Source organism: Microbacterium immunditiarum (assembly GCF_013409785.1).
Lineage (GTDB): Bacteria > Actinomycetota > Actinomycetes > Actinomycetales > Microbacteriaceae > Microbacterium > Microbacterium immunditiarum.
Map to the genome: position 1 here is coordinate 1,923,788 of NZ_JACCBV010000001.1, position 25,081 is coordinate 1,948,868.

Here is a 25,081-nt window from a genome sequence, read left to right on the forward strand (position 1 = left end):
GAACCCGTCGATGACACCCCACGAGACAGCCGACGACGGCCTCGACCCGGCCCTCGATCCGGCCGCCGCGCTCGAGCTGGTCACCAGCGAGCAGAACCGGATGCAGCGCCGCATGGCGTCGTGGCTCCCGGTGATCCTCGGCGCGTGGGGCCTCGCCTGGAGCGTGGGCTTCATGATGCTGTGGCTGATCGACGGGCTCGCGCCCGCGTTCCGGATGCCGCTGCCGATCGCGGTCGCGTCGTTCATCGTGCTCATGGCGGGGGCGATCGCGGCGAGCGCCGTCGGAGGGGCGCGCATGGGGCGGGGCATCCGTGCCGGCGCCGCGGCGGCGTGGACCGGCTCCGTCTTCGGGCTGGCCTGGCCGGTCGGGTTCCTCGCGATCTACGCGCTCGGCGGTGCGCTGCTGGCGGCCGGGATGAGCCGCGACGTCGCGAACATCTACTACCCGACCGCGGCGGTGATGTTCGTCGGCATCATGTACTTCCTCGCCGGCGGCATCTGGCAGAACTGGGGCTCGATCGTCATGGGGTGCTGGATCGTGCTCGTGGCGTGCGTCGCGCCGTACTTCGGGTACCCCACGCACTACCTCGTGTTCGCCATCGCCGGCGGGGGAGTCTTCCTCGCCGCCGCCGTCTTCACCGCGATCTGGGCGTACGGTGGACGAGACACGGGGGCACGGCGACGATGACGGACCTGGACCCCGTGATCCACGCGCAGGGGCGACTGCGGATCACCGCCGCGCTCGCGACGCTCGACGTCGGCGAGAGCATCTCGTTCCCGCGCCTGCAGGAGCTGCTGGGAATGACGGCGGGCAACCTGTCGACCCACCTGCGCAAGCTCGAGGACGCCGGCTACGTCGACGTCGCGAAGAGCTTCAAGGGTCGCACACCTGTGACCTACCTCTCCCTCACCAAAGCAGGGCGCCGTGCGTTCGAGGACTACACGGAGACCCTGCGATCCTTCCTCGGAGGCGTCTCATGAACTCCACACCTCTCGCACGCTTCGAACGCGTGACCCGTCGCTTCGGGGACCTCGTCGCCGTCGACGACGTGACCCTCGACATCGAGCCGGGCGCGATCCTCGGTCTCCTCGGTCCGAACGGCGCCGGCAAGACGACGCTCCTGTCGCTGCTGCAGGGGCTGCGCCGCCCGACCTCGGGCACCGTGACGCTCTTCGGCGCCGATCCGCGCGACGCCCGCACGCGGCGCCTGCTCGGCAGCACGCCGCAGGAGACGGCGCTGCCCGAGACGCTGCGGGTCGGCGAGGTCATCGACTACGTCGGCGGGCACTTCGCCGACCGCGTCGAGACGGATGCCCTCGCCGAGGAGTTCGGGCTGAGCGACCTCCTGCGCCGCCAGAGCGGCTCGCTGTCGGGCGGCCAGAAGCGCCGTCTCGCCGTCGCCCTCGCGTTCGTCGGCCGCCCGCGCCTCGTGCTGCTCGACGAGCCGACGACGGGGCTCGACGTCGACGCGCGGCGCGTCCTCTGGGACGCGATCCGGCATCAGCACGAGCTCGGCGCCACCGTCGTCGTCACGAGCCACTATCTCGAGGAGATCGAGGCGCTCGCGCAGCGCGTGATCGTGCTCGGCGAGGGGCGCGTGCTGGCCGACGACTCCGTCGCCCGGATCGTCGCGGAGGTCGGCGTGAGCCAGGTGCGGCTCGAGGTCGAAGAGCCGGATGCGCTCGATGCGCTCGACGGCGTCGTGCGACGCGACACGGCGGACGGCGTGCAGGTCCTCACGGTGTCCGACTCCGACGCGTTCGTGCGCGCGCTCGTCGGCTCGGGCATTCGCTTCCGCAATCTGGGCGTGCGCGGCGCGACGCTCGAGGAGGCCTTCCTCGCGCTCACCGCGCGACGCCCCGCGGACGAACTCGTCACCTCCCACGGAAAGGAACTGCGATGAGCACCATCGCCTCCACCGGGCCGTCGCTCGTGCGACTCACGCTCCTGCACGCCCGGTACCAGTTCATCGAGACGCTCCGAGTGCCGATGGCCGTCATCGGCACGCTCGTCTTCCCGGCCCTCGCGCTCGTGTTCTTCGTCGTGCCGCAGCGCGTCGTCGCCGAGAATCCCGTGTACGCGACGCAGGCCGTCATCTCGCTGGCGGTGTTCGCGGTCATGTCGAACTCGCTGTTCGGGTTCGGACTCGCGATCGCCGAGAACCGCGAGAAGCCGTGGGATCCGTACCTGCGCACGCTGCCCGCTCCCGGACTCGCGCGAGTGCTCGCGCTGCTGCTGTCGACGGGCGGTCTCGGGCTCCTGGCGGTCGTGCCGGTCATCGCCGTCGGCGGCATCCTGACCGCGGCCGAGGCGTCGCCCGCACGGATCCTGGCGGGGTTCGTGGCGCTCGCGATCGCGGCCCTGCCGTTCATGCTCATCGGCACGGCGATCGGCTACTCGATGCCGTTCAAGGCCGCGATCGCGGTCATCCAGATCGCGATGTTCGCCCTCGCATTCATCGGCGGGCTCTTCCTGCCTCCGCTTCTGTTCCCCGACTGGCTCGAGGTCATCTCGCGCTTCACGCCGACGCGGCAGGCGCGGGAGCTCGTCATCTGGGCAGTCGAGGGCGGCACGCTCGAGTGGTGGGTCTGGGTGGGCACCCTCGCGTGGATCGCGGTCTCGCTCGCCCTCGCCCTGGCGCTGTTCCGGCGCGACGAGGGACGGCGCTACCGCTGAGCCGATGCGAGCGGGCCGGTCCGAGGGGCGTCGGCCCGCTCGTAGGCTGGTGGCATGACGATCCCCACCGTGACGCTCAACGACGGCAACAGCATCCCGCAGCTCGGCTACGGAGTCTTCCGTGTTCCGCCCGCCGACACCGAGCGCGCCGTGACCGAGGCGCTCGAGCTCGGCTACCGCCACATCGACACCGCCGCCATCTACGGCAACGAGGAGGGCGTGGGCGCGGCGATCGCCGCAAGCGGGATCGCGCGCGACGAGCTGTTCGTCACGACGAAGCTCTGGAACGACCGCCACGACGGCGACGAGCCGAACTCGGCGATCGCAGAGAGCCTCGAGAAGCTCGGCCTCGACCACGTCGACCTCTATCTCGTGCACTGGCCGACGCCGGCCGCCGACAACTACGTGCACGCGTGGCAGAAGCTCATCGAGCTGCGCGACGCGGGCCTCACGCGCAGCATCGGCGTCTCGAACCACCTCGTGCCGCACCTCGAGCGCCTCGTCGCCGAGACGGGCGTCGTCCCCGCGGTCGACCAGATCGAGCTGCACCCTGCGTACCAGCAGCGCGACGTGACGACGTGGGCGGCCGAACGCGCCGTGAAGATCGAATCGTGGGGTCCGCTCGGGCAGGGCAAGTACGACCTCTTCGGGGCGGCCCCGGTCGCGGCCGCCGCGATGGACCACGGGAAGACTCCCGCGCAGGTCGTCATCCGCTGGCACCTGCAGAAGGGCCACATCGTCTTCCCGAAGTCGGTGCGTCGCGAGCGCCTCGCCGAGAACCTCGATGTGTTCGACTTCGAGCTCACCGCGCCGCAGATGGCCGCGATCGACGGCATGGACCCGGGCGACGGCTCGGGCCGCGTGAGCGCGCACCCCGATGAGGTGAACTGACCCCGGGGGTAGCCTGGGGCTGTGCCCCCAGGGACGGATGCTCCGGACCGAGGCGACTCGGGAGTCTCCCGCCTCGCCGGATCGACGAGCCCGTACCTGCGGGCGCACGCCGACAACCCCGTCGCGTGGTACCCGTGGGGCGATGCCGCGTTCGACGAGGCGGCGCGCCGCGGCGTGCCGGTGCTCGTCTCGATCGGGTACTCGACGTGCCACTGGTGCCACGTCATGGCGCGCGAGTCGTTCGCCGACCCCGAGCTGGCCGCCGTCCTCAACGACGGCTTCGTGAGCATCAAGGTCGACCGCGAGGAACACCCCGAGGTGGACGCGGCGTACATGGCCGCCGCATCCGCCTTCAGCCGCAGCCTCGGGTGGCCGCTCACCGTCTTCGCGACGCCCACCGGCCGCCCGTTCTTCGCGGGCACATACTTCCCGCCCGAGCCACGCGTCGGGCTGCCGTCGTTCCGGCAGGTGCTCGACGCCGTGCGCGAGGCGTGGACGGTACGCCGCGGCGAAGTCGAGCAGACCGGGGCGGCGATCCTCCAGGCGCTCGCGGCCTCGCGCGGGACGGAGCCGTCGGAGGAAGCCGGCGTTCCCAGTGCGGAGGAGCTCGCCGACGCCGCCCGCGCGCTCGCGGACCAGGAGGATCCGGAGTTCGGCGGCTTCGGCGGCGGCAACCCCGCCGCTCCCAAGTTCCCCGTCGCGACCGCGCTGCGGTTCCTGCAGACGCCGCTCGTGCGCGAGGCCGCGGGTGGGGCATCCGCCGTCGCCGACCGTGCGCTCGCCGCGATGGCCGGGTCGGAGCTGCGCGACCCCGTCGAAGGAGGCTTCTTCCGCTACGCGACGCGCAGCGACTGGACGGTGCCCCACTACGAGCGCATGCTCACCGACAACGCGCAGCTGCTCGAGGTGGCGCTCGACGCGGGCGACGACGAGACGGCGCGGGGCGTCTCCGGGTTCCTCATCGGCGTGCTGCAGCAGCCCTCGGGAGGCGTCGGCGCCGCGCAGGACTCCGAGTCGTGGATCGACGGCGCCCGCAGCGAGGGCGGCTACTACGCGCGCGACGCCTCGGAGCGCACCGAGCTCGAGCCGCCCGCCGTCGACGGCAAGGTCGTGACCGGGTGGAACGGGCTCGCGATCGCCGCGCTCGCGCGGGCGGGATCGCGGCTCGGCGAGCCGGCATGGGTCGAAGCTGCGCGCTGGGCGGCCGACACCGTGCTCACCACGAACGTCGACGCGGACGGCCGCCTCGTGCGCGCGTCGCTCGACGAGATCCCGTCGCGCGCCCCCGCGACGCTCGCCGACTACGGTCAGCTCGCCGGAGGACTCCTGGCGCTCGCGGCGGCGACCGGCGACGTCGCGTACGCGGTGCGGGCGCGAGATCTCGTCGCCGAGTGCGTCGAAGAGAGCCGGATGCCCCGCCCGCCGGCCGGCGGCGACCCCGTGCTCGCGGCGCAGGGCGTCGAGGCTCCAGCCGAGGCGAGCGACGGCGACGAGCCGTCGGGTCCGGCGTCGATCGCGCTCGCGGCGCTCGACTTGTGGCGGCTCGGGGCGGGGGAGCAGTGGCGCAGGATCGCGGAGCAGATCGTCGCGTTCCACGGGCGGAGGGCGGTCGCTCAGCCGCTCGCTCACGGGGCGCTGCTGCGCGCCGCCGCGGGACTCGTCGTGGCGCCGCGGCAGGTCGTCGTCGTCGCGGGGGACGCCGACGATCCGCTGGTGACGGCGGGGCGGGGCATCCGCGCAGATGTCTTCGCGGTTGTCACTCCCGCACAGTCGGAGGCGTTCGCGAGCGCCGGCTTCGAGCTCTTCGAGGGCAAGGCCGCGCTCGACGGCAGGGCGACGGCGTACGACTGTCAGGACTTCGCCTGCAGGCTGCCGTTCACGAATGCGGCGGAGCTCGTCGCCTCGCCCTCATCCGGTCGCTGAGCGGAGCGGAGCGAGACGAAGCGCACCACGAACCCGCGCCGTTTCGGCTCGGTCGCAGCGCGTCCTCGCTCAACGTCCGGGGCGCCGGAAACGTCAGCCGATCGCCCGCAGATCGCCGCGGTCCTCGCGGTCGACGCGGATGCCGAACACGAGCTCGATCGCGCGCTCGAACTCGTCCAGCCGGCCCTCGGCCGCCGCCTCGCGCGCTCGCACCGACGGCGTATGCGACAGCACACCGGCGAGGTGCCGGAGGGCGGCCTCGGTGCGCCCGTCGTCGTCGCGGAGCCGGTCGATCTCGGACTCGAGCGCCGCCTGGATGTGCGACCGCACGGCGACGACCGCCGCGGCCGCGTCGCGCTGAGCAGTGAACGACGCCGCGGCGGAGCCGACGACTTCGTGGGCGCCGTGGCCGAGCTCGGGCACCGACGCGTGCTTGCCGAGGAGCTCCAGGTCGACGAGCGTGACGCCGTCGACGTCGGCGACCGCCGGGTCGACGTTCCGCGGCAGCCCGAGGTCGACGATGATGCGGTCGCGGCCTCCCGCGACGTCGTCGGCGGTCACGGTGTAGCGGGCGGTGCACGTGATGACGACGTCGGCTTCGCGGATGCCCCGCCGCAGGTCGCTCTCGGCGCGCACGCCGTACTTCGCGGCGAATTGCTGCGCGCGGCCGGTGGCCGAGTACACGCGCACGTCGGCCGCAGCGCGCGCCTGGAGTGCGGCGATCGTCGTGGCGGCGTAGCTTCCCGTGCCCACGAGCAGGACGGCGGTGTCGTTCCAGTCGGTGATGCGCGACCCGACGAGGTCGAGCGCGAGGCGTGCGAGCGAGCGGCCCTCGCCGATGAGATCCGCTCGGGCGCGCACCTCGCGCGACGCCTGCGCCGCGCGCTGGAAGACCTGCTCGAGCAGCGGGCTCGTGACGCCGGCCTCGCGCGCGGAGCGCAGCGCGCGCTGCACCTGTCCGCTGATCTCCTCCTCGCCGACGACCATCGACTCGAGGCCCGAACTCACGGCGAAGAGGTGCCGCACGACGTCGTCGCCTCCGAGAGTGACAGCCGATCGGCGGAGCACCTCGGTGTCGGCTCCGACGCGCGCCTCGAGCATCTCGAGCACAGCCTCGTGCGCGAGAGCCGCGGCGCCCGTGACGGGCTCGTCGAGCTCGAGATACGCCTCGAAGCGGTTGCAGGTGGCGAGCACGACGGCACCGCGCACGAAGTCGTGCGCGGCGAGAAGGTCGGGCCCGGCCGCATCCGCCGCCTGCGAGATCCGCTCGAGGACCTCGAAGTCGGTGTTCCGGTGATTCGCCGTGAGGCAGAAAAGCACGCCGCGAGTTTACCCGCCCTGTCGAGGTGGTGCCGCATCCACGCGGTCCTTCCTCCCAGCACGGCGAACTAGCCTGGACGGGTGACGTTCGCCACCGCCGCCCTTCCCGCAGACCACCCGCTCACCGACGGGCGAACCGCCCGATCGCCGCTCGTTCGCGCCGCGCAGGGCGACCGTCCGGCGATCCCTCCGGTGTGGTTCATGCGTCAGGCGGGCCGCTCGCTTCCCGAGTACCGCGAGAGCCGCGCGGGCACTGAGATGCTCGACGCGTGCCTCGACCCGGCCCTCGCCGCCGAGATCACGCTGCAGCCCGTGCGCCGCCACCGCGTCGACGCCGCGGTGTTCTTCAGCGACATCGTCGTGCCGGTCCTGCTGGCGGGTGTCGGCGTGAAGATCGTGCCCGGGCGGGGTCCCGTGCTCGACGAGCCGGTGCGCACGGCATCCGACGTCTTGAATCTCCGTCCGATCGACCCGGCGGCGCTCGACCCGATCCGCGAGGCGGTGCGCATCGTCGTCGCCGAGCTGGGGAGCACGCCGCTCGTCGGCTTCGGCGGGGCGCCGTACACGCTCGCGAGCTACCTCGTCGAAGGCGGTCCGTCGAAGGAGCAGCTGCGCACGAGGGCCCTCATGCGGACGGATCCGCGCACGTGGGCGACGCTGCTCAACTGGTGCGCCGACGTGACGGGCGCGTTCCTGCGCGCGCAGGTCGAGGCCGGCGCGAGCGTCGTCCAGCTCTTCGACTCGTGGGCGGGCTCGCTGTCGCGCAGCGACTACCAGCGCCGCGTGTCCCCGCACTCGCGCCGCGCGTTCGACGCGCTCCGCGGGCTCGATGTGCCGCGCATCCACTTCGGCCTCGGCATGGGCGAGATGCTCGACCTGCTGCCGGGCATCGGCGCGGACGTGGTCGGCATCGACTGGCGGCTGCCGCTCGACGTCGCCAACGAGCGCCTCGGGGGCCGCGTGCCGCTGCAGGGCAACATCGACCCCGCGCTGCTGCAGGCGCCGTGGCCGGTGCTCGCGGCGCACATCGAGGACGTCATCGACCGCGGCGCCGCCGCGCCCGCGCACATCGTCAACCTCGGCCACGGCGTCCCGCCCGAGACCGACCCGACCGTGCTCACGCGCATCGTGGAGTTCGTGCATGCCTGACGACGTCCTCGTCGTCGGCGGGGGAGTCGGCGGTCTCGTGCTCGCGCGCCGCCTCGCCCTCGCCGGCAGGCGCGTCGTCGTGTTCGAGCGCTCCGACCGCTTCGGCGGACAGGTCGCGCGACACACGGTCGCGGGCGTCGACCTCGATGCCGCCGCCGAGTCGTTCGCGACGCGCGGCGGCACGGTGGCCGCGCTCCTCGGCGAGCTCGGTCTCGCGGACGACATCGAGACGCCGCTGCCGAAGCCCGCGTGGCTGTACCGCGCCGACGGATCGGCGGTGCCGCTGCCCGCGACCGGGGTCCTCGGCATCCCGGGCGATCCGGCCGCGGCGGACGTCGTCCACGCGATCGGCCGCCGCGCGGCGCTGCGTGCGCGGCTCGACGCACTTCTTCCGGCACGGGTGGGGGCGGATGCCTCGTCCCTCGGCGACCTCGTGCGGCGGCGCATGGGCAGGGGAGTCGTCGACGGCCTCGTGTCGCCCGTCGTCCGCGGCGTCCACTCGAGCGACCCGTACTCCCTCCCGGTCGAGACCGCCTCGCCGCGCCTGCGCGACGAGCTGCGCGCGAGCGGGTCGCTCGCGGCGGCGGTGGAGCGTATCCGTGCGGCGGCGCCCGCGGGATCGCAGGTCGCCGGCATCCGCGGCGGCATGTTCCGGCTGGTCGATGCGCTCGTGGCGGAGTGCGAGGGGCGGGGCGTGCGGCTCCAGACCGGCGCCGATGCGAGCGACATCGGCGCCGAAGGCGTCACGGTGAACGGGCGGCGGCTCACCGGCGAGGTCGTTCGCGCCGGCGCGCCGGCCGACGCTCCCGCGGGGCGACACGTCACGCTCGCGACGCTCGTGGTCGAGGCATCCGGTCTCGATTCGGCCCCGCGCGGCACGGGAGTGCTCGTCGCGTCCGGCGCGTCCGGCGTCTCGGCGAGGGCGCTCACGCACGTCTCGGCCAAGTGGGCGTGGGTCGGCGAGCGCCTGCCTGGACTCCACGCGCTGCGGCTCTCGTATGACGGCGAGCCGTCCGACGCGATCGAGCGGGCGAGGGCGGATGCCGCGACGCTCACCGGCGCGCGCATCGAACGCATCGTCGACGCGACGTCCGCGGTGTGGCGGCGGCGACCCGGCGGTGCGTGGGCGGGGACGCCCGAACCCGCCGTGGGAGAGGGGCCTGCCGGAACGGGTCTCGCGTCGGTCGTGGCGCACGCCGAAAGGGTCGCCGAGCGGCTGGGCGCGGATTCGCCGGAACCGGCGTCCGGGGGGAGGATGGAAGGGTGACCGAGACCACCCCCGCCGTCGAAGCCCGGTACTTCACGCTTTTCGCCGTCCTCCGTCGCGACCCGCATCCGGCCGATGTCCCGCTCGGCGCTGTGTCGATCGAGGACGCGTCCGCCGAGGTCGGCGACGCGCTGCGCGGCGTGTACGACGTGTCGGGACTGCGCGCCGATGCCGACGTCCTCCTGTGGCTCACGGGGCACTCGGTCGACGAACTGCAGGGCCACTTGCGCACGCTGCGCCGCAGCCGCGAGCTCGCACCGCTCCTGCCGACCTGGAACGCGATGGGCGTACACCGCGACGCCGAGTTCAGCCGCGACCACGCGCCGGCGTTCTCGCGCGGCCTCACGCCCAAGGACTGGCTCACCGTGTACCCGTTCGTGCGCAGCTACGAGTGGTACCTCCTGCCGCCCGAGGAGCGGGGGCGGATGCTGGGCGACCACGGGCGCAAGGGCCGTGAGTTCCCGCAGGTGCAGAGCAACACCGTCGCGAGCTTCGCGCTCGGCGATTATGAGTGGCTGCTCGCGCTCGAGGCCGACGACCCGGTCGACCTCGTCGACCTCATGCGCCACCTGCGCGCGACGGATGCTCGCCTGCACGTGCGCGAAGAGGTGCCGTTCTTCACCGGCCGGCGCATCGCGCCGTCCGAGGTGCGCGAGGTGATCGAGTGACGCCCTGGGGCTCGATTCATGCCGCCGAGATCGCGCGAACGGCGACGCTCGCCGCGCGCAGGCCGTCATCCGGGCGATCTCGGCACGGGTGGGCAGACGCATGACCCTCCGCATCGGGACCCGCGCGAGCGCGCTCGCGATGGCGCAGGCCGGCACGATCGCCGACCTGCTCGGCGGCGAGCTCGTGCCGATCCTGTCCGAAGGAGACACGTCGACCGCGTCGCTGTCCACCCTCGGCGGGCGGGGCGTGTTCGCGAACGCACTCCGCGAGGCGCTCCTCGCCCGCGAGGTCGATGTGCTCGTCCACTCGTACAAGGACCTTCCGACGACCCCCGTCGAAGGGCTCGCGATCGCGGCCGTCCCCGAGCGCGCGGACGCGCGCGACGCGCTGTGCGCGCGCGACGGACTCACGCTCGAGACCCTCCCCGAGGGGGCACGCGTCGGCACCGGCTCGCCGCGCCGCCGTGCGCAGCTCGCGGCCCGGCGCCCCGACCTCGAGCTCGTCGACCTGCGCGGCAACGTCGACACGCGGCTCGGACGCGTAGGCTCCGCCGACCCGGAGCGCGCGCTCGACGCCGTCATGCTCGCCGCCGCGGGGCTCGGACGGCTGGGACGCCTCGACGCCGTGACCGAGTACCTCGACCTCGAGGCGTGGCCCACCGCCCCCGCGCAGGCGGCGCTCGCCGTCGAGACGCGCGCGGGCGACGAGCGTCTCGCCGCGGCGATCGACCACCGCCCGACGCGGCTCGCCGCCGACGCGGAGCGCGGCGTGCTGGCGCTCCTCGGCGCCGGCTGCGCCGCCCCGATCGGCGCGCACGCGTTCGTCGAGGACGAGCTGCTGTTCCTGACGGCGGTCGTCTACCGGCCCGACGGCACGGCGCAGCTGTCGAGCTCGCACGCGGCCGCGCTCGACGACGACGGCACGGATGCCGCGGCATCCGTGGCCCGCAATGTGACCGACGAACTGCTTCAGCAGGGCGCGGCCGACCTCGCACCCCTCGGCGACTGACGACACCGGGCCTCGCGCGTACGCAGCGAGACGGCGCGCGCCGAACACACGAAGGACTCCCCATGACCGACCCGAGCTTCCCGTCCGTCCGTCCGCGACGCTTGCGCGCGACGCCGGCATGGCGTCGCCTTGCGCGCGAGACGCGCGTTCACCCCGAGCAGCTCGTGCTGCCGGTGTTCGTGCGAGAGGGCGCCGGCGAGCCGCTGCCGATCGCGTCGATGCCGGGCGTCGTGCAGCACAGCATCGACTCGCTGCGCCGCGAGATCGTGCGCGCGGCGGAGGCGGGCCTCGGGGGAGTCATGCTGTTCGGTGTGCCCGAGCACAAGGATGCGGAGGGCTCCGGCGCGACCGACCCCGACGGCATCCTCAACGTGGCGACGCGCCTGGCGGTCGAGGAGGCGGGCGACGCGCTGGTCGTGCAGACCGACCTGTGCCTCGACGAGTTCACCGACCACGGCCACTGCGGCGTGCTCGACGCGCACGGCGCCGTCGACAACGACGCCACGCTCGATCGCTACCGCGACATGGCGCTCGCGCAGGCCGAGGCCGGGTCGCAGCTGCTCGGCCTCAGCGGCATGATGGACGGCCAGGTCGACGTCGTGCGCTCGGCCCTCGACGACGCCGGTCGCACGGATGTCGCGATCCTCGCGTACGCGGCGAAGTACGCGTCGGCGTTCTACGGACCTTTCCGCGACGCGGTGCAGTCCTCGCTGCAGGGCGACCGCCGCACGTATCAGCTGGATGCCGCGAACCGCCGCGAGGGCGCGCGCGAGGTCGCGCTCGACCTCGCCGAGGGCGCCGACATCGTCATGGTCAAGCCTGCGATGTCGTACCTCGACGTGCTCGCCGACGCCGCCGCGACCTCGCCGGTTCCCGTGTGGGCCTACCAAGTGAGCGGCGAGTACTCGATGATCGAGGCCGCTGCCGCGCACGGCTGGATCGACCGCGAACGCGCCGTCGACGAGTCGATCACGGGCATCGTGCGGGCGGGTGCCGACGCAGTGCTGACGTACTGGGCCGTCGAGGCGGCGGAACGCCTCTCCGGTCGCGGCGCGAGGAGACGAGACGCATGACGACGAACAATGCGGATGCCGCGGCCCGCGCCCGCGCGGTGATCCCCGGCGGAGTCAACTCGCCCGTGCGCGCGTTCGGGTCGGTCGGAGGAACTCCCCTGTCGATCGTGTCGGCCTCCGGTGCGACGGTGCGCGACGTCTCGGGGCGCGAGTACGTCGACCTCGTCGCGTCGTGGGGGCCCGCGCTGCTCGGTCACGCGCACCCCGAAGTCGTGAAGGCTGTGACGGATGCCGCATCGCGCGGCCTCTCGTTCGGCGCGTCGACCCCCGGCGAGACCGAGCTCGCGGAGCTCGTCATCGACCGGCTCGCCAGCCCATCCCCGGTCGCTGAGCGAGCGACCGCTGGGAGCGAGACGAAGCGCGCGATCGAGCGCCTCCGCCTCGTCTCGACGGGCACCGAAGCGACGATGACCGCGATCCGCATCGCGCGCGGCGCCACGGGGCGCGACGTCATCATCAAGTTCGCCGGCCACTACCACGGTCACTCCGACGGCCTTCTCGCCGAGTCGGGCTCCGGGGTCGCGACGTTGGGACTTCCCGGATCGGCGGGCGTCCCCGCCGATATCGCGGCGCTCACCCTCGTGCTGCCCTACAACGACCGCGACGCCGTGCGCGCCGCCTTCGAGACGCACCCGGGCCGCATCGCGGCGATCATCGCCGAGGCCGCGGGCGCGAACGCCGGCGTCCTCACGCCCGAGCCCGGCTTCAACCGGTTCCTCATCGAGACAGCGCACGAGCACGGTGCCCTGTTCATCCTCGACGAGGTGCTCACGGGCTTCCGAGTCGGTCCCGCCGGCTGGTGGGGCCTCGAGCAGGCGTCGGGCGAGGACTGGAGCCCCGACCTCGTCACGTTCGGCAAGGTCATCGGCGGAGGCATGCCGCTCGCCGCGATCGGCGGCCGCGCCGCCCTGATGGAGCTGCTCGCCCCGGTCGGGCCGGTGTACCAGGCGGGTACGCTCAGCGGGAACCCGCTCGCGGTGGCGGCGGGCATCGCGACGCTGAAGCTCGCCGACGACGCGGTCTACCGCCGCGTGGACGAGGCGGCGGACGCCGTCGCGAGCGCCGCGCACGAGGCTCTCGACGCGGCGGGTGTCGCGCACGTCGTCTCACGTGCGGCGAACCTCTTCTCGATCGCGTTCCGCCCGGATCCGGTGCGCGACTACGACGACGCCCGTGCGCAGGACGCGTTCCGCTACCGGGCGTTCTTCCACGCGATGCTCGACGCCGGAGTGTCCCTCCCGCCGAGTGTCTTCGAGGCGTGGTTCCTCACCGCGGCGCACGACGACGCGGCGATCGAGCGCGTCACGGCCGCGCTTCCGGCCGCGGCGCGGGCCGCGGCATCCGCCTCGCCTGCCTGACCGCCTCCTGAGCGCGCCGAGAACAGGTCGATCCCGCGAGAACAGGACGTTTCGCGCGAATCGGTCCTGATCCCGGTGCATCCGCCTGATCCGGCGACGCGCGGGCGCAGGTCAGATCCAGGTGGGAACCCAGTTGTGCAGGCGGTAGAACTCGTACGGCACCGCGATGCCGTTGACGACGGGGTACCAGAACGCGGCGACGAGCAGCGCGACGACGAGGAACACGATCACGAGCCGCTGCCCGGTCGCGCGGCGGTACGACGACTCGGGAGAGCCCGGCACGGCGGACGCCGCGACGCCGCCTCGCGCGATGTCGCGCAGCGCGAAGGTGAGCGCGAGCAGCAGGAACGGCAGCACGACCACCGTGTAGAACTGGAACGTCGTGCGCTCGGGGTACAGCAGCCACGGCACGTACGTCACGCCGATGCCGAGCAGCACGAGCGCGAGGTGCCAGTCGCGGGCGACTGCGAACCGGTACACCGCGTAGAGCACGGCGGCGACGCCCGCGAACCACACGAGGGGGTTGGGCATGCTGTAGATGTTCTGCACGCAGCCGCTCGCCCAGCCGCATCCGGCGTCGCCGAACGGGTCCTGGTGGAAGTACATCGACGTCGGCCGGATCAGCAGCGGCCATTGCCACGCGGGGCTCTCGTAGCTGTGGTCGGTCGTGAGGCCGACGTGGAACCCATAGATCGCCTGGTGATACCGCCACAGGCTCTGCAGCGCGAGGGGCGCCCACGACCAGAGCCCGGTCGCCGGCTCCGCGTCGGCCGAGTGGCGGTCGTACCCGCCGTCGGTGAGGAGCCAGCCGGTCCACGACAGCAGGTACACGACGAACGCCACCGGCACGAAGAGCACGAACGTCACGACAGCCTGCCGCACCGCGTCGAAGGGCCACAGCTCGACGCCGAGGCGCCGACGGGAGAGCGCATCCGTGACGACGAGGTAGACGCCGAGCCCCGCGAGCACGTACAGGCCGGACCACTTGACGGATGCCGCGGCACCCGCTGCGACACCCGCGGCGACGACCCACGGCCGGTTCCACATCACGGCGCCCCATCGCAGGCTCACGGTCGCCGGTTCGCGCCCTTTGTGCGGCGATCGCGCGAGCATCGCCGTGGCGAGGCGCTCATCGAGGCGGCGCCGGTCGAGCGCCGCGAACCAGAACGCGAGCACGACGAAGAACGCCACGAAGATGTCGAGGATCGCGACGCGGCTCATCGCGATCGCGAGGCCGTCGACCGCCATGAGCCCGGACGCGATGGTGGCGAACACGACCGAGCGCGTGAGCGCGTGAGCGAGGAAGTACAGCACGAGCACGGTCGCGGTGCCGAAGAGCGCGACGGCGAAGCGCCAGCCGAATGTCGAGTCGGCGCCGAACAGGGCCATGCCGGCGCCGATCAGGTACTTGCCGAGGGGCGGATGCACGACGAAGCTGCCCTGCCCCGTGAAGATGTCGGTCTCACCGTTCAGGAAGCGCGCGTCGGCGTTCTCGGGCCACGTCGAGGAGAAGCCGAGCACCCACTGGCTCCACGAGTCCTTGACGTAGTAGGTCTCGTCGAACACGAGCGCGTGCGGGGTCGAGAGGTTCGCGAACCGCAGGACGGCGGCCACGAGCGTGACGAGCAGGGGAGCGATCCACCCCCATCGCGCCGCGATGCGAGGGTTCGCGGCGGCTCGGGCGGACCAGCGGTCGTACAGCGTCGGGCGGGCGGCGGGCAACAGCTGCGGCTCGGCGACGGTCGACACGGCGACCAGCCTAGGGCGTCGGATGCACGAGACGCTTCGTGCTGTGGAGAACATAGGCTGGCCGCGTGATCATCCTCGCCGCGACCCCCATCGGGAACCTCGGCGACGCCTCCACGCGTCTCGTCGAGGCACTCGAGTCGGCGACCGTCGTCGCGGCCGAGGACACGCGCACGACGCAGCGACTGCTTGCGGCGCTCGGCATCGAGAACCGCCCGCGCCTCATCGCGTTCCACGACCACAACGAGAAGGCGAAGGCGGCCGAGCTGGTCGAGCTCGCGCGCGACGAGGATCTGCTCGTGCTGAGCGACGCCGGCATGCCGACCGTGAGCGATCCGGGCTTCGGCCTGGTCGCCGCGGCCGCGGAGGCGGGCGTGACGGTGACCGCGATCCCGGGGCCGAGCGCCGTGCTCACGGCTCTCGCGGTATCGGGGCTTCCCACCGACCGGTTCACGTTCGAAGGCTTCGTGCCGCGCAAGCCGGGGGAGCGCTCCGCCGCGCTGCGAGGGCTCGCCGCCGAGCGACGGACGATGGTGTTCTTCGAAGCGCCGACGCGCGTCGCGGCGACGCTCGCCGACATGGCCGCGGAGTTCGGCGTGGAGCGCCGTGCGGCGGTGTGCCGCGAGCTCACGAAGCTGCACGAGGAGGTCGTCCGCGGCCCGCTCGCCGAGCTCGCGGAGTGGGCGCAGGGCGGTGTGCGCGGTGAGGTCGTGATCGTCGTCGCCGGTGCCGAGGCGCATGCGATCGCGCTCCCGGATGCCGTGACGCAGGTGCTCGAGCTCGTGCGGTCCGGCACGCGTCTGAAGGACGCCGCCGCTGAGGTCTCGGCCCACACGGGTCACTCGTCGCGAGAGCTGTACCAGGCCGCCCTCGCCGTGCGGGGCTGAGTCGGGCCCGCACCGGCTCGGCGCGGATCCGGCTCACCCGCTCAGTGCTCGATCGTCGGCTTCGACATACCGGCGGCGCCGCACGAGCACGGCCACGGCGCCGGCCAGCAGCAGTCCGAGGCCGAGGCCGAGCGCGATCAGCGTCACACCGGTGGGCGGGAGCATGGACGGCACCGGTGCGCACGCCTCGTCCTGCGCCTGACCGTCCGTGAAGACGACGGTGGCGCGGTTCAGCGTGCCGGTCCCCTCGGTGGCGGACGCGGTCGTGCAGTCCGCCTGATCGGTGGTGATCGTCGGCGAGACCGTGAAGGTCACGAGCACGTCGAACGTGTGCGTCACGCCCGGGTCGATCTCGGCGGCCGTCGCGACGCGCGTGTCGCCGATGCCGTTCCATGCCGTGTTGACCGCGATCCCGTTCAGCGACGTCACCGCGGCGTCGGTGACGGTGACGCCGACGCCGTAGAGGAGCTCGTCGTCGAGGTCGTAGACGTCGGCAAGCCCGCCGGGGTTGACGACCAGCAGCGAGTACCCCACGACGAACGACCCGTCGGGCTGTTCCTCGGGCGGCGTCGTGACCGTCTTGGACAGTTCGAGCGGCGCGAGGTACGCGTTCTCGAAGGTGCAGTACACCGTCGCCTGCAGCGCGAGGTCGAACGTCACCGTCGCTCCCTCGACGAGAGGCTCGCCCTCCGCGCCGACGCAGTCGAGGCCGGTGAGCTGCCAGCGGGGCAGCTGGCTCGTCTCGGACACGCTGTACTCTCCCGGAGGAACGAGCCCGGTCGAGTACGGCGCGGTCTCGTCGGCCAGCGTGAACGCCTCACCGTCGGGGCCCCACTCGAAGTCGAACTCCTGCGGGGATCCGGCCGGGAGCGTCGTCTTGTCGACGATGATCGATCCCCACTCCGTGTTCGTGAAGGTGCAGACCACCGTCTCGCCCGGGTCGAGCTCGATCTGGCCGACGAGGTCCTCGACCGTCGACGCGGTGCCCTCGGGGTCTCCGTCGTCGCAGATCAGCAGCGTGTTGTCGAAGCCGACCGGGTCGGTCTCGGACACCTGGTAGGAGCCGGGTATGACGTTCGGGAACGTCGCCGAGCCGGTGCCCGCCGAAGTCGTGATCGAGAAGTCCGCCGGGTCGAGCCAGGTGCCCGTGAAGTCGAACGTGCCGTCAGGCCCCTCGACGTTCTTCACGATCACGATGGTTCCGACCGCCTGGTTCTCGATCGTGCACGCGATCTGGTCACCCGGCTCCACGGTGAAGCCGCTCACGTCGATCGGCTCCGCCGAGCCGTCGGCGTGCGTCACCGTGCACTCCAGCTCGCCCTCGATCCAGCCCTCGAAGTCGAGCTCGTCGAGCGAGTACGTCGTGCCTGCGACGAGGCCGGTCAGCGTCGCGGTGCCGGTGCCGCCCTCCGTCGCGACGGTGGCCACGATCGCCGGACCCACTGGATCAAGCGGAGTGAGCACCCACTGGAACGTCGCGTCCCCGCCCAGGGCGGTCTTGACGATCTCGAGGTCGATCGGCTCCGGCGTGTTCGTGATGGTGCACGAGAGCGCGAGACCCGGCGTGGCGACGAACTCGACCACGTCGGCCGACGGGTCGAGGTCCTCGACGCCGGCGCAGGTCAGCGTGCCCGGCATCCATCCGGGCACCGCCTCCTCGGTGAGCGTGTAGGTCTCGCCCGGCAGCAGACCCTCCCACGTCGCCGACCCGGTTCCCGGGCCGGTGCCGTCGATGGTCTGCGTCGCGCCCGGGGTCACACCGTCGGACGGGTCGAGGGTGAAGTCGAACGACCACTCGTATCCGGGCGTCACGTCGGTGACGGTCTTCTCGACCGAGACAGTAGCGGGCGTCGCCGTGTTCGTGGCCGTGCACTGCAGATCGAACGCCGGAGGCACGCTGAACTGCCAGCCGGCCGCCGTGGCATCCGCATCCGGAATGTTCGGATCGCACGAGAGGGTGCCGGACCAGCCGGCCTGTGCGACTTCGATCAGCGTGTAGTCCGCCCCTGGGAGCACGTCCCCCAGCGTGCCGATCGGGTTCTCCGAGTCGACGGTCAGCGTGCGGACTTCGTCGGTGTCCTCGTTGATGAGCTGGAACTCGAACGACCACGGGTAGTCGTCGGCGATGCCGGTGGCGGACTTGGCCACGGTGACCTGCGCTCGGTCGGCGGTGTTCGTGAAGATGCACTCCGCCGCGCCGTCGGGGGGGAGATCGACCGTCGCCGTGCCGGCTGCGAGATCGGACGTGTACGAGCCGCCCGGAACGTCGCAGACGATGCCCGTGAGCGCCCAGTTCGGTACGTCTCCGATCAGCTCGGTGATGTCGTACTGGCCCGGGCCCACCGGGCCGCTGCTGAAGGTCGCCTGGCCGGGCAGCGGGTTCAGCGTGAACGTCTGTGTGGGATCCGCGCCCGCCGGGCCGAACTCGAACGGGAAGTCCTGGTCGTACTCGAACGGATCCGTCTCCTTGACGACGAGGATCTGCCCCGGCGTCACGTTGACGAAGTAACACGTCACGGTGTCGCCGGGCGCGAGTGTGAACTGGGCAGTCGGATCGTCGAAGTCGACGTCGGTCCCGCCGATCGTGCACAGCAGCGAGCCGAACAGGGTGCCGTTCTGGCCCGGCTCCTCCGACACGGTGTACGTGCCGGGCAGGACGCCCTCGAACGTCTGCGTGTAGTTGGTGCCGTCCCCGGTCGCGACGTTGATCGAGAACTCGCCGTCCGGGCCGAGGGCCGGCGTGCCGGTCGTCCAGTCGCCGGTGAACTCGAACACGGAGTCGTCGGGCGTGCCGAACGCCTCCTTGCTGATCACGATCGTGCTCAGCTGCGTGTTCGTGAAGACGCACGAGACGTCCTCGCCCGCCACGGTCGTCACCTGCGCGCTCGTGCCGCCGATCACGGCGTTCGCGTCGGTGCAGGTGATGTCGGCCGCGGCGACCCAGCCGGCCGGGATCGTCTCGGAGATGTCGACGGTCGTGCCGGGCGCGAACGAGAATGTCGCGCTCTCGCCGTCCGAGAGCGCGACGGCGTTCGCGCCGACCTCGAAGGCGAACTCGGTCGGCGAGCCGTCGGGGAGAGTCTGCTTGGTCACCGTGACCGTCGAGGTCGCGTTCGTGATCACGCAGTCCGTCGTGGTCTCCGGGAAGACGGTGAACGTATCGGCCGGGTCGTCCAGCATGAACACGATCGGGGTCTCGGTGCCCGGCGCGGTGACCGTGCAGACGATGGATTGCAGCGCCCACGGCGACGCGACCGTCTCGGAGAGCCGGTAGTCGGTCCCCTGAAGTACGTTCTCCCACACATCGGTCTCGCCGATGCCCAGGTCGTCGTCGATCTGCGTCGCGTCGGTGTCGGGCAGCACGATGCCGCCGCCCGCGCGGTTCACGAGGTAGTCGAAGCGATCGGCGCCCTGGTACCCCGCGGGCTCGACCTGCTTCGTGACGGTGAGCGTTCCGCAGTTCGCGATCGTGAGCGGGTCGCCCGGGGTGAGGTAGTCCTCCGTCTGCGCGGTGAAGTCGTTTCCGGTGCGCGACAGCATCGTCGAGGCGGTGAACGCCGAGCAGCTCTCCGGGCTGAACAGGCCGGCGGTCGTCAGGTCCACCGCGAACTCCCCGAACGTCGTCTGCGGCTGGTTGTCCAGGGGCGGGCCTTCGGTGCGGATGCCCGTGGACCAGTCGAAGTCGACCGGCTCGCCGGTGAGGAGCCATTCCCCGGCTCCGTTCGGGTTCGCGCAGTCATCGCCCGCGGTGGGGGTCCAGCGCCGGAACGAGACGGCGAGCGATGCCGCGCTCGAGTCGTAGTCGAAGTCGACGAGCACGTCATCGCAGCGGCCGGCCAGCGGACCCTCGAGCAGCTGGATGGTGCTCATGTCGCCGTTGCCGGTGAAGCGCGTCCAGTACGTGTAAAGGATGGCGTGCTGCACGCCCTCGGCGTCGGTGACGATCTCGTACGCCGCCGCCGAACTGCAGATGTTGTCCTTGTCGTTCACGTTCGCCGGGCCGGGCGCCCAGGGGTTCGTGTTGGGCGTCTGGCTGCCGGGCGAGCCCGTGGCATCCACACCCGAGCACGCGGCGGCGAGGGTGCCGTTGTCCCAGTCGAATGTCGCGTCGAGGATGCCAGTGGACGCGTATCCCTGCGTCGTCGTGTACGGCCCCGTCGGGGTGAAGGTGAACGATCCGTCCGGCACGGGCGGGGACAGGAACGAATCCCAGTCGAAGGTGCCGGGTGGCGTGCCGCCGCTCTTGTCCCCGTCGATCTGCATGCCGGTTGTCAGACCCGAGGGCGCGAGCGTCGCCGCCGACGCAGTTCCCGTCGCGCCGAGCGGCACGAGTGCGGCGCCTATCAACGCGCCGATCGAAAGGAGAAGTATTCCACGGTTGCGTTGCATGGCATCCTCCCAGAAGTGGAAGCCATGTGACGGATTTTAGTTGACGCATACGAGGCGCAACAGGGGAAGCGTCGCGAGCGCGGTCGTCACACGGGCTGCCGCGGCATCCGCGCATCCTAGAATCGACGGGTGACTTCCGGCCGCCCGTCCTTCTACATCACGACGCCGATCTACTACCCGAGCGACGTGCCGCACATCGGCCACGGCTACACGACCGTGGCCGTCGACACGCTGGCGCGCTGGCACCGTCAGTCGGGCGACGACACGTGGATGCTCACGGGAACCGACGAACACGGCCAGAAGATGCTGCGCGCGGCATCCGCCAACGGCGTGACGCCGCAGCAATGGGTCGACAAGCTCGTGGCCGAGTCGTGGTTCCCGCTGCTGGAGGAGCTCGATGTCGCGAACGACGACTTCATCCGCACGACGCAGGAGCGCCACGAGCGCAACGTGCAGGTGTTCTTCCAGGCGCTGTACGACCGCGGGTACATCTACGCGGGTGAGTACGAGGCGCTGTACTGCGTCGGCTGCGAGGAGTTCAAGCCTGAGACCGAGATCGTCGACGGCACCGGTCCGTTCGAGGGGCTCAAGGTCTGCGTGATCCACTCGAAGCCGCTCGAGCTGCTGCAGGAGAAGAACTACTTCTTCAAGCTGAGCGAGTTCCAGGACCGCCTGCTCGAGCTCTACAAGACCGACTTCATCCGGCCCGAGACCGCCCGCAACGAGGTCGTCTCGTTCGTCAAGCAGGGCCTGAAGGACCTGTCGATCTCGCGCTCGACGTTCGACTGGGGCATCAAGGTGCCGTGGGACGAGTCGCACGTCATCTACGTGTGGGTCGACGCGCTGCTCAACTACGCGACCGCCGTCGGCTACGGCTCCGATCCCGAGCAGTTCGCGCGCCGCTGGCCCGCGTACCACGTCGTCGGGAAGGACATCCTGCGCTTCCACGCGGTCATCTGGCCCGCGATGCTCATGGCCGCGGGCGTCGACGTGCCCAAGGGCGTCTACGCGCACGGGTGGCTGCTGGTCGGCGGCGAGAAGATGTCGAAGTCGAAGCTCACCGGCATCGCCCCGACCGAGATCACGAGCGTGTTCGGCTCGGACGCCTACCGGTATTACTTCCTGTCGGCGATCCCGTTCGGGCACGACGGCTCGTTCTCGTGGGAGGACCTGTCCGCCCGCTACCAGGCCGAGCTCGCGAACGGCTTCGGAAACCTCGCGTCCCGCACGACCGCGATGATCGAGCGCTACTGCGAGGGTTTCGTTCCGCCGGCCGACGCGTACGCAGAGGGCGACCTGCACATCCAGAAGACGGTGGCGGATGCGGCCGCCGCCGCCGACGCGGCGATCGAGCGGTTCCGCATCGACGAGGCCATCGCCTCGATCTGGACGATCGTCGACGCGCTCAACCTCTACATCACCGAGAACGAGCCGTGGGCGCTCGCGAAGGACGAGGCCAATCGCGCGCGCCTCGGCACCGTGCTGTACACCGCCGCCGAGGGCCTTCGTGCGCTCGCGGTGCTGCTGTCGCCCGTGATGCCGAAGGCCACCGAGAAGCTGTGGGTCGCGCTCGGCGCCGACCAGGCGCTCGGCCGCCTCGGCGAGCAGCCGATCCGCGAGGCCGGGTCGTGGGGGCTCCTCCCGGCCGGCGCGTCGGTCAACGCTCTCGCACCGCTGTTCCCCCGTGTAGAGCAGAGCCAGTGAGCGACGAGAAGCCCGAGGCCGAGGTCTCCGGATACATCCGCGCGCGCCACAACGACGGCTCGCGCGACGTCCGGTGGCCCGATCCGCCCGTGCCGCTCACGGTGCCGGTGTACGACAACCACGCGCATCTGGAGATCTCCGACGGCGACGAGCCGCGCACGCTCGCCGAGCAACTCGACCTCGCGGAGTCGGTGGGCGTGATCGGCGTCGTGCAGGCGGGTGGCGACATCGAGTCGAGCGTGTGGTCGGCGGATGCCGCGGCATCCGATCCCCGTGTCCTCGCAGCCGTCGCGATCCACCCCAACGAAGCGCCCGCGTACGCGGCCGCAGGGCGGCTCGACATGGCGATCGAGGCGATGGACGAGCTCGCGGCGCAGCCGCGCGTGCGCGCGATCGGCGAGACGGGTCTCGACTTCTTCCGCACCGACGAATCCGGGCGCCAAGCGCAGTTCGAGAGCTTCGAGGCGCACATCGCGCTCGCGAAGAAGCACGGCATCGCGATGCAGATCCACGACCGCGACGCGCACGAGCCGGTGCTCGAGACCCTTGAGCGGGTCGGGGCGCCCGAGCGCACGGTCTTCCACTGCTTCTCGGGCGACGCCGACATGGCGACGAGCGCGGCCGAGCGCGGCTACTACCTGAGCTTCGCGGGCAACGTGACGTTCAAGAACGCCCAGAGCCTGCGCGACGCGCTCAAGGTGACGCCGCGCGAGCGGATTCTCGTCGAGACGGATGCCCCGTTCCTCACGCCGACGCCGCACCGGGGCCGCCCGAACGCGCCCTACCTCATTCCGGTGACGGTGCGTTTCATCGCCGCTGAGCTCGGGGTCGAGCTCGACGAGCTGTGCGCGCAGCTCGCCGCGAACACCGTCGAGGTCTACGGCGCGTTCTCGGACTGACGTCAGCCGCCGATGCGGATGCCGACACCCGGCGGGATCGAGTACACGAAGTCGGTCCACGCCGCCAACCGGGCCCGACGTCGTGCTCTGCGCGTCTCAGTCCTGGCGGCTCTGAGCTCGCGCATCCGATCGCGCAGATCCCGGTCGCCGGCGCCGTCCGCGTCCGAATCGTCCATGGCGGTTCCTCTCCTGGGCGGGACGGACCCGGTGGTCCGCCCTCATTCGATCCACGAACGGAGGGAGCGGACTTCGACACTGCGTCCCATCGGGATTCCGTGGACTTCTTCCGCGCGGCGGTGTCGAATCGACGAGGGCCCGTTCGTGGTGAAGGTGAACGAAGGAGAGACCGAGATGGCGTGGTGCCCGTGACGTCCGCCGTCGACGAGGCGATCGCCCGCACTCACCGAGAGGAGTGGGCGCGGATCGTCGCGGGACTCATGCGGCGGTACGGCGACCTCGATCTCGCCGAGGAGACCGCGGCCGAGGCCTTCGCGAAGGCCGTCGAGCGCTGGCCGGCGGATGGCGTGCCACCCAACCCGGGCGGGTGGATCACGACGACAGCCCACCGTGCGGCGATCGACCGGCTCCGGCGCGAGGCGCGCCGCGGCGAGCTGCATCGGGAGGCGCGCATGCTCGAGGACGATTCGCCGGCCGAGCCCATCGGTGCGGTCGAGGATGACCGCCTGCGCCTCGTGTTCACGTGCTGCCACCCCGCTCTCCCGATGGAGGCTCGCGTCGCGCTGACGCTGCGCATCGTCGGTGGGCTCACGGTGGCGGAGATCGCGCGCGCCTTCCTCGTGCAGGAGACGACGATGGGCCAGCGCATCAGCCGCGCGAAGGCCAGGATCAAGGCCGCACGGATCCCGTACCGTGTCCCCGAGCGCGAGGATCTGCCGGGACGCGTCGACGGCGTGCTCACCGTGCTCTACCTCGTCTTCAACGAGGGCTACCTCGCCTCCGGTGAGGGCGCCGAGCCCATCCGCCGCGACCTGACCGGCGAGGCGATCCGCCTCGCACGGCTCGTGCGCGACCTGCTGCCCGAGGCATCCGCCGAACGCGCCGAGGCCACCGGGCTGCTCGCGCTCATGCTCCTCACCGAAGCCCGCGCCGGCGCGCGCGTGTCGGCAGACGGAGAGCTCGTGCGGCTCGACGAGCAGGACCGCGCAGCGTGGGATCGTGCGGTCATCGAGGAGGGCCTCGCTCTGCTGGCCGACCAGGCGAGTGCGGATGCGCCCGCCGACGCGCCCGGTCGCTATCAGCTTCTCGCCGCGATCAACGCCGTGCACGTGTCCGCCGCAGACGCCCCGGATACCGACTGGTCCCGCATCGTGACGCTCTACGCCCGACTCGAACGCGTCGACCCGAGCCCCATGGTCACCCTCAACAGGGCCATCGCCGTCTCGGAGGCCCACTCGCCGCAGGCAGGACTCCGGGTCGTCGAAGACCTCGTCGATGTGCTCGGGGACCACCACGCGTTCCACGCGACGCGGGCCGAGCTGCTCCAGCGCGTCGGCCGCCCCACCGAGGCGCTCGCGGAGTACGACCGCGCGATCGCGCTGGCGGGGAACGCCGCCGTCGCCGCGCACCTGCGCCGGAGCCGCGACGGACTCGCCGAGACCGCCGCCGCACAACGACCACCACAAGAAGGAGAGCCGTCATGGCCCAGCAGTACCTCGTGATCCACATGACCGATTCGTCGGGAACCCTGCTCGCGCAGGACGAGGACCAGCGCATGCTCGAGTCCTGGGCGAAGGAGGGCGAGGACGCCGGCCGGCTCGGTCCGGGCGCCCCCGTCGCCGGCCCCGAGCAGGCGAAGTCGGTGATCGTGCGCGACGGGAAGGTCATCGTCACCGACGGTCCGTTCCCCGAGTTCAAGGAGTGGTTCGCCGGCTACGACCTCCTCGAGGCCGCCTCGATCGAGGAGGCTGCCGCGTACATGGCCAAGCACCCCACCGCCGTCGCCGGGAAGGTCCTCATCCTGCCCGTCGTGCGGCTGCCGTGGGAGGACGACGCCGACGCGGCGACCGCCTGAGCGGCATCCGGCTCGTCTCGTTCAGCGGGTCGCGGCCGCCGCGCCCTTTCGCACGAACAGGGTCTCGGTCTGCTCGAGCTCCATGCCCT

The 25,081-nt window shown here is 71.8% G+C and carries 21 protein-coding genes; 17 read left to right on the forward strand and 4 right to left on the reverse strand.

The window, feature by feature from the left end; genetic code table 11:
• The first annotated feature begins 10 nt into the window (after positions 1-10).
• From BJ991_RS08850 to BJ991_RS08875, 6 genes are read left to right on the forward strand one after another with little or no spacing between them, the layout of a single operon-like run.
• Positions 11-688 (forward strand): hypothetical protein, encoded by a 678-nt coding sequence (locus BJ991_RS08850; RefSeq protein ID WP_179489278.1) that lies wholly within the window; start codon positions 11-13, stop codon positions 686-688.
• Entirely contained in the window at positions 685-981 is a 297-nt protein-coding gene (locus BJ991_RS08855) for a winged helix-turn-helix domain-containing protein (RefSeq protein ID WP_179489280.1), read from the forward strand. The genes BJ991_RS08850 and BJ991_RS08855 overlap by 4 nt, the downstream gene beginning before the upstream one ends.
• Positions 978-1,904: an ABC transporter ATP-binding protein gene (locus tag BJ991_RS08860; protein WP_179489282.1), complete on the forward strand. Its 927-nt coding sequence runs from the start codon at positions 978-980 to the stop codon at positions 1,902-1,904. Before BJ991_RS08855 ends, BJ991_RS08860 begins: the two co-directional genes overlap by 4 nt.
• Positions 1,901-2,677 (forward strand): ABC transporter permease, encoded by a 777-nt coding sequence (locus BJ991_RS08865; protein ID WP_179489284.1) that lies wholly within the window; start codon positions 1,901-1,903, stop codon positions 2,675-2,677. Before BJ991_RS08860 ends, BJ991_RS08865 begins: the two co-directional genes overlap by 4 nt.
• 54 nt (positions 2,678-2,731) lie before the next feature.
• Positions 2,732-3,568: an aldo/keto reductase gene (locus tag BJ991_RS08870; protein WP_179489286.1), complete on the forward strand. Its 837-nt coding sequence runs from the start codon at positions 2,732-2,734 to the stop codon at positions 3,566-3,568.
• 21 nt (positions 3,569-3,589) lie between these two features.
• Positions 3,590-5,491, forward strand: a complete 1,902-nt coding sequence (locus BJ991_RS08875; RefSeq protein WP_179489288.1) for a DUF255 domain-containing protein — start codon at positions 3,590-3,592, stop codon at positions 5,489-5,491.
• A gap of 93 nt (positions 5,492-5,584) precedes the next feature.
• Here the strand turns inward: BJ991_RS08875 and BJ991_RS08880 are convergent, their stop codons facing one another.
• Complete coding sequence (locus BJ991_RS08880) at positions 5,585-6,811, reverse strand: glutamyl-tRNA reductase (RefSeq protein WP_179489290.1); 1,227 nt, start codon at positions 6,809-6,811, stop codon at positions 5,585-5,587.
• 81 nt (positions 6,812-6,892) lie between these two features.
• Between BJ991_RS08880 and hemE the strand changes: the two genes are divergently transcribed.
• From hemE to BJ991_RS08910, 6 genes are all read left to right on the forward strand, one after another.
• Positions 6,893-7,960 carry a uroporphyrinogen decarboxylase gene (gene hemE / locus BJ991_RS08885; protein WP_179489292.1) on the forward strand — a complete coding sequence of 356 codons (1,068 nt, stop codon included), beginning with the start codon at positions 6,893-6,895 and terminating at the stop codon, positions 7,958-7,960.
• Complete coding sequence (locus tag BJ991_RS08890; RefSeq protein ID WP_179489294.1) at positions 7,953-9,227, forward strand: protoporphyrinogen/coproporphyrinogen oxidase; 1,275 nt, start codon at positions 7,953-7,955, stop codon at positions 9,225-9,227. The genes hemE and BJ991_RS08890 overlap by 8 nt, the downstream gene beginning before the upstream one ends.
• Positions 9,224-9,895, forward strand: coding sequence for a hydrogen peroxide-dependent heme synthase (gene hemQ / locus BJ991_RS08895; protein ID WP_179489296.1), 672 nt, complete (start codon positions 9,224-9,226; stop codon positions 9,893-9,895). Before BJ991_RS08890 ends, hemQ begins: the two co-directional genes overlap by 4 nt.
• 100 nt (positions 9,896-9,995) lie before the next feature.
• The gene (gene hemC / locus BJ991_RS08900; RefSeq protein ID WP_179489299.1) at positions 9,996-10,904 is read left to right on the forward strand and encodes a hydroxymethylbilane synthase; all 909 of its coding nucleotides are present in this window, start codon (positions 9,996-9,998) and stop codon (positions 10,902-10,904) included.
• A gap of 62 nt (positions 10,905-10,966) precedes the next feature.
• Positions 10,967-11,977 carry a porphobilinogen synthase gene (gene hemB, locus BJ991_RS08905; RefSeq protein WP_179489301.1) on the forward strand — a complete coding sequence of 337 codons (1,011 nt, stop codon included), beginning with the start codon at positions 10,967-10,969 and terminating at the stop codon, positions 11,975-11,977.
• Positions 11,974-13,335, forward strand: coding sequence for a glutamate-1-semialdehyde 2,1-aminomutase (locus BJ991_RS08910; protein ID WP_179489303.1), 1,362 nt, complete (start codon positions 11,974-11,976; stop codon positions 13,333-13,335). Before hemB ends, BJ991_RS08910 begins: the two co-directional genes overlap by 4 nt.
• 111 nt (positions 13,336-13,446) lie before the next feature.
• Here BJ991_RS08910 and BJ991_RS08915 read toward each other — a convergent pair whose 3' ends face one another.
• Positions 13,447-15,084 carry a phospholipid carrier-dependent glycosyltransferase gene (locus BJ991_RS08915; protein ID WP_179489304.1) on the reverse strand — a complete coding sequence of 546 codons (1,638 nt, stop codon included), beginning with the start codon at positions 15,082-15,084 and terminating at the stop codon, positions 13,447-13,449.
• Between the two features lie 65 nt (positions 15,085-15,149).
• Between BJ991_RS08915 and rsmI the strand changes: the two genes are divergently transcribed.
• Complete coding sequence (rsmI, locus tag BJ991_RS08920; protein ID WP_179489306.1) at positions 15,150-15,968, forward strand: 16S rRNA (cytidine(1402)-2'-O)-methyltransferase; 819 nt, start codon at positions 15,150-15,152, stop codon at positions 15,966-15,968.
• 33 nt (positions 15,969-16,001) lie between these two features.
• Here the strand turns inward: rsmI and BJ991_RS08925 are convergent, their stop codons facing one another.
• Entirely contained in the window at positions 16,002-20,357 is a 4,356-nt protein-coding gene (locus BJ991_RS08925; RefSeq protein WP_179489308.1) for a prealbumin-like fold domain-containing protein, read from the reverse strand.
• A gap of 129 nt (positions 20,358-20,486) precedes the next feature.
• On the opposite strand from BJ991_RS08925, the gene metG reads away from it, so the two are divergent.
• Together metG and BJ991_RS08935 are read left to right on the forward strand one after the other, a co-directional pair.
• Positions 20,487-22,061 carry a methionine--tRNA ligase gene (gene metG, locus BJ991_RS08930; protein ID WP_179489310.1) on the forward strand — a complete coding sequence of 525 codons (1,575 nt, stop codon included), beginning with the start codon at positions 20,487-20,489 and terminating at the stop codon, positions 22,059-22,061.
• Entirely contained in the window at positions 22,058-22,960 is a 903-nt protein-coding gene (locus BJ991_RS08935; protein ID WP_179489312.1) for a TatD family hydrolase, read from the forward strand. Before metG ends, BJ991_RS08935 begins: the two co-directional genes overlap by 4 nt.
• Positions 22,961-22,962: 2 nt before the next feature.
• Here BJ991_RS08935 and BJ991_RS08940 read toward each other — a convergent pair whose 3' ends face one another.
• Entirely contained in the window at positions 22,963-23,136 is a 174-nt protein-coding gene (locus tag BJ991_RS08940; protein WP_179489314.1) for a hypothetical protein, read from the reverse strand.
• A 183-nt stretch (positions 23,137-23,319) separates the two neighbouring features.
• On the opposite strand from BJ991_RS08940, the gene BJ991_RS08945 reads away from it, so the two are divergent.
• Positions 23,320-24,639 (forward strand): RNA polymerase sigma factor, encoded by a 1,320-nt coding sequence (locus BJ991_RS08945; RefSeq protein ID WP_343048693.1) that lies wholly within the window; start codon positions 23,320-23,322, stop codon positions 24,637-24,639.
• On the forward strand, positions 24,618-24,992 hold the full coding sequence (locus BJ991_RS08950; protein ID WP_179489316.1) for a YciI family protein: 375 nt from the start codon (positions 24,618-24,620) through the stop codon (positions 24,990-24,992). Before BJ991_RS08945 ends, BJ991_RS08950 begins: the two co-directional genes overlap by 22 nt.
• Positions 24,993-25,081 lie beyond the last annotated feature (89 nt).

Coding starts and splice junctions, on each gene's coding strand:
- BJ991_RS08850 (WP_179489278.1), top strand. CDS start 11: ATGACACCCCACGAGACAGCCGACGACGGCCTCGACCCGGCCCTCGAT.
- BJ991_RS08855 (WP_179489280.1), top strand. CDS start 685: ATGACGGACCTGGACCCCGTGATCCACGCGCAGGGGCGACTGCGGATC.
- BJ991_RS08860 (WP_179489282.1), top strand. CDS start 978: ATGAACTCCACACCTCTCGCACGCTTCGAACGCGTGACCCGTCGCTTC.
- BJ991_RS08865 (WP_179489284.1), top strand. CDS start 1,901: ATGAGCACCATCGCCTCCACCGGGCCGTCGCTCGTGCGACTCACGCTC.
- BJ991_RS08870 (WP_179489286.1), top strand. CDS start 2,732: ATGACGATCCCCACCGTGACGCTCAACGACGGCAACAGCATCCCGCAG.
- BJ991_RS08890 (WP_179489294.1), top strand. CDS start 7,953: ATGCCTGACGACGTCCTCGTCGTCGGCGGGGGAGTCGGCGGTCTCGTG.
- hemC (WP_179489299.1), top strand. CDS start 9,996: ATGACCCTCCGCATCGGGACCCGCGCGAGCGCGCTCGCGATGGCGCAG.
- hemB (WP_179489301.1), top strand. CDS start 10,967: ATGACCGACCCGAGCTTCCCGTCCGTCCGTCCGCGACGCTTGCGCGCG.
- BJ991_RS08910 (WP_179489303.1), top strand. CDS start 11,974: ATGACGACGAACAATGCGGATGCCGCGGCCCGCGCCCGCGCGGTGATC.
- BJ991_RS08925 (WP_179489308.1), bottom strand. CDS start 20,357: ATGCAACGCAACCGTGGAATACTTCTCCTTTCGATCGGCGCGTTGATA.
- BJ991_RS08940 (WP_179489314.1), bottom strand. CDS start 23,136: ATGGACGATTCGGACGCGGACGGCGCCGGCGACCGGGATCTGCGCGAT.
- BJ991_RS08950 (WP_179489316.1), top strand. CDS start 24,618: ATGGCCCAGCAGTACCTCGTGATCCACATGACCGATTCGTCGGGAACC.